At 33.3% G+C, this 4,072-nt stretch carries 3 protein-coding genes; all 3 read right to left on the bottom strand.

Annotated features, from left to right (window positions below):
- Nucleotides 1–208: 208 nt before the first annotated feature.
- Nucleotides 209–1,702, bottom strand: a complete 1,494-nt coding sequence (locus PF572_05180; protein ID MDA3840459.1) for an HD domain-containing protein — start codon at nt 1,700–1,702, stop codon at nt 209–211.
- Between the two features lie 428 nt (nt 1,703–2,130).
- Entirely contained in the window at nt 2,131–2,712 is a 582-nt protein-coding gene (locus tag PF572_05185; GenBank protein MDA3840460.1) for a hypothetical protein, read from the bottom strand.
- Nucleotides 2,713–2,816: 104 nt separating this feature from the next.
- Entirely contained in the window at nt 2,817–3,755 is a 939-nt protein-coding gene (locus PF572_05190) for a DHH family phosphoesterase (protein MDA3840461.1), read from the bottom strand.
- Between the last annotated feature and the right edge of the window lie 317 nt (nt 3,756–4,072).

Consider the following 4,072-nt stretch of genomic DNA (forward strand, 5'->3'; position numbering starts at 1 on the left):
AAAAATACCGAACATACCGCTTCTAAATTGTTCATATAATAGAGGTTTAGTTTATTAATATTCTCTATTATATCATATATGCCAAATCTTGGAATTTGATAGTTTTACGTATGATCCCTAAATAGCATCTCTCCACTCTATATCATCCCTTTTAAAATGAGTGTATAGAGAAAACAAAAAACTGAGCCCAGGACAAACCTGGGCTTTTTTACTTAACCCAAAAATCTTCTTTCATTTTACTATCATCGTCTTCTCGCTTTTCTTCTATTTTTTCTTTTGCCTGGTCACGTAGTACATCTAATTCGAGATTGTTCAATTCTATACTTTTTTCCTCTAAATATTCTTTAGTATTTAATTCCGGATCTTCAATAACAATTGACAATAATACATCGAGGATAGTTCCTATTTTTGGGCCTGGTTTTATCTCTAGATTTTTCATTAAGTCATTCCCGTCTATTTTTAACATCTTTACTGAAATAGGATCATTTTTTACTTTTTCAACCATATATTCCAGGTGTCTCAATTTGTATGGTTTTCCTTTTGGAACATTAGAGCCAAGTCTATCGGAAATACGAACATCCATTAAATCTTTCATATTTTCGGGACCAACTTTTTTGAGTAATTTTCTAACTGAACTAGCGGTAACTTCATCAACATTATAATAAAACATGTGATTTGAAACTAGATTTACTATCATTTCTACATCGTTATTTGAAAACTTTAATCTAGTTAATATTTTTTTCAACATTCGTGCCCCAATTATTTCATGATTATAAAAAGTAACACCACCATCGATGATTTTTTTACTCTTTGGTTTTCCAATATCATGGGTGAAGGCAGCAAAACGCACTTGCCATTTTTCGCTAGGGCAATTTTTTAGAGACATTAATGCGTGTTTAAAAACGGTATAAGTGTGGTGATGATTTTGTTCCATTCCCACCCCTTCTTCTATCTCGGGTAATATATATTGAAGCAGTTTGAGTTCATGAAGATTTTTAATACCTTGGTACGGATTGTCTGATGAAAATATTCTAATAAGCTCATCTTTGATTCTCTCTTTAGAAACAAATTTAATATTTCCTGATAGTTTATTTATAGCTCTCTCTGTTTTTGGTTCTAGTTCAAATCCGAGTTGAGAAGATAGTCTGACTCCTCTCATCATTCGAAGCGCGTCTTCCTTGAATCTATTTGACGGCTCCCCCACTGCTCTTAAAATTCTATTTTTCAAATCTTTTTGACCGCCATATAAATCAACTATCAAAAAACCATTTAACTCAAAAACATGTTTTTGCAATTCATTATCAATTTTTATAGCAGAATCAGACAATTTCATGGCCATTGCATTCACTGTGAAATCTCTTCTAGCTAAATCGCTCTCTAGTTTATCTTCAAAAACAACTGAATCAGGATGTCTATTGTTTGAATAATCAGATTCTGATCTATATGTTGTTATTTCTATTACGTCTAAAAGTTCTTCATTCTTATCTCTAATTGGAAGAATTACCGTACCGAAATCATTCTCGTATTTACCATCGGAAAATAATTTTAGAATATCTTCTGGTCTTGCTATGGTTGTAATATCCCAGTCATTTGGAGTCTTTTTGAGTAATATGTCTCGAACACAGCCACCAACAACAAAAGCCTCAAAACTGGCATTTTCGAGCTTTTTAAGAGTGTCTAGAATGTATGTAGGTATATTCATAATGTCATTATAACATAAAAGAGCCATAAATATCTGGCTCTTACTATAGTAAAAAACTTTTTAATATTAGTCAATTTTTTAGAGACTATCTCCGAATAGGAGTTTAGAGAAAAATTTTCATATTTTGAGGAAATTTTGTAAATTGGAAAAAGGCAACTCGCGATTACTCTTTCATCGTTACCCAGAAAACACACAGGGGGTGCTAAATAATTATAGAATTATGTTAATTAGGCGAAAAAGTTAATTAACACAAGTAACAATTAAATAATTTTCTGTAGTTTAGTAACAAGTAGTTTGAAGTCGCTCATTGCCTTCTATAATATATTTATATCATTTTAAAATTAGAGAAGTATTAAAATGATTTTAGATTTTTTCTCTGTACATTTTTTTATTTTTCCAGCTTAATTTTATTAAATACACAGAAATATTTAAGTTTTGTGTTTGTTCTTTTTCCCACTGCGTATTGTGACAATCAGGGAGGAATTCACTAAAACCAAATATATTGGAAAGGCAAGCTCAGAAATACCAAATGTTCTCAGGGCAAAAAAACTTGTTAACGAATTGAATAATCCGGTTGTGTATGCTTCAACTGATTCTGTTTCAGGGTGCTTCCGACTTTTAACAAGCGTTGGTATGGCAGCAAACCCGTCACTAGCAATTGCAAAAAATATTGCTATCAAAGGTTCTTTCGTTATCCACCAGAGAACTAATGCCAACATAGAAGAAACTCCACACAAGTAATCAAATGACACAAGTTTCCAATAGGATTTTTTATTGACAAAAGAAGCCATAAATACAAGCAATGGAGCAAAACCGGCTATAAAAACAGGAAGAACCGCCCAGCGAACACCGTCAGAGAAAGCTGCGGCTGAGCCAATTAACGGTGCTAAAGACCACATTAACCAAGTTACTCTATTTGGTTTTGTATTACCGCGAATGGTTTCCCGAATATAGAAAAAAATACCATATAACTGAACCCCTGCCCCTAATATAACAATATATTGAATCATAATTTTACTATTTTTTTTCGAATATTTAATGTCTATACACCTGTATAGACACTGATTTTTTTAAAAAGTTGTTATTATGTTTTTAAGACAATTTTAAATATAGCCTAACTTTCTAGGTGTTCCTTTATCATTGGATATATTTCTTTTCTCATTAAAATTCCCTTTCTTTTGGCTATCCCATTAATAAATTTTACTCCAAGCGCCATCTCAACTAATTTTTCCGTCTTATCATCTATGGCCACAAAAGTATTAAAAGCTTTTTCAAGATCTATGCAAGTAATAAAAAATATATCTAACGCAACTTTGCGTGTATTTTTTTTTAGATTTTCCTTTAGCTCATTGATATTTTCTTTAATAAATTTGTCAACATCGATTATTTCAAGTTGCGCAACACTTAGGTGATATCCATTTACATTAAATGAGGCAAAGTCATTAACAAACAAATCTGTCATTATATCCTTGTGTTGGGATTTGTCCTTAAACATTTCGTGAACATAGTTATTTGGAAGTTCGAATTTCGTTTTCAACCACTCCGCCATGGCACGGTCCCTCTCTACAGTAACATTCGCTTGGAAATTTATAGTATTGGAAACAATAGCCGAAAAAAGCAAAGCCGCTGATTCCTTGGAAATCTCACAAGCATTTTCGTAAAATTTTTCAGCGATAAGAGTGGCTGCTGCTCCTACAAGCTCAATTTGGACTTTTGCATTTGGAAACAAATGCGCATCGTTTACTTTTCTATGGTCAATGATTTCAACAACTTTCTCGAGTTTAACGTAATCCGATATTCCGTTAGGGTCACTCGCGTCTACAATAACTATTTCATCATTCTCGTTTATTGTATTCTCAATATTTGAAAGAGTCTTTATATTAAATTTATTTAATACAAACCGAGCCTCATGATGTGGGGTACCAGGAATAGCAGCAATAGCATTAATGCCACCGCTATTTAAAAATTCAGCATATGCATATGCGCAAGCAGTCCCATCAAGGTCAGGATTTGTATATGTTGTTATTATTCTTCTTAAATTTAGAGCTTTCATGAGTTATATTCAGGATCTAATTGCAGAAGTGAATTATTATAAATAAACGTTTTGCATTGAAACTCCGGGTGAAACCCGGAGCCAGCGGGTATATACTTGTATAGACACTGTTTTTGTCTATCTTTTACGTCGTCACAGTCCTCTGATGAGAGACTGTGACGGGGCGGAAGACGGAGCGTAGCGATGTTTTGGGCTGACAATTTCGCATAAGTAGCTGTTATACGACAGTTTGCTGTTACGAGCGGTAGCGAGTAGCAGGAAATTGGCGTATGGCAGATGCTGGTAAGCGCACCACATTATACAAAATTTGATGGGGC

The organism is Patescibacteria group bacterium (genome assembly GCA_027858235.1).
GTDB lineage: Bacteria > Patescibacteriota > Patescibacteriia > Patescibacteriales > BM507 > BM507.

What these genes read in the sequence shown, in the direction of transcription:
- PF572_05190 (MDA3840461.1), bottom strand. Translation starts at nt 3,755, where the DNA reads ATGAAAGCTCTAAATTTAAGAAGAATAATAACAACATATACAAATCCT.
- PF572_05180 (MDA3840459.1), bottom strand. Translation starts at nt 1,702, where the DNA reads ATGAATATACCTACATACATTCTAGACACTCTTAAAAAGCTCGAAAAT.
- PF572_05185 (MDA3840460.1), bottom strand. Translation starts at nt 2,712, where the DNA reads ATGATTCAATATATTGTTATATTAGGGGCAGGGGTTCAGTTATATGGT.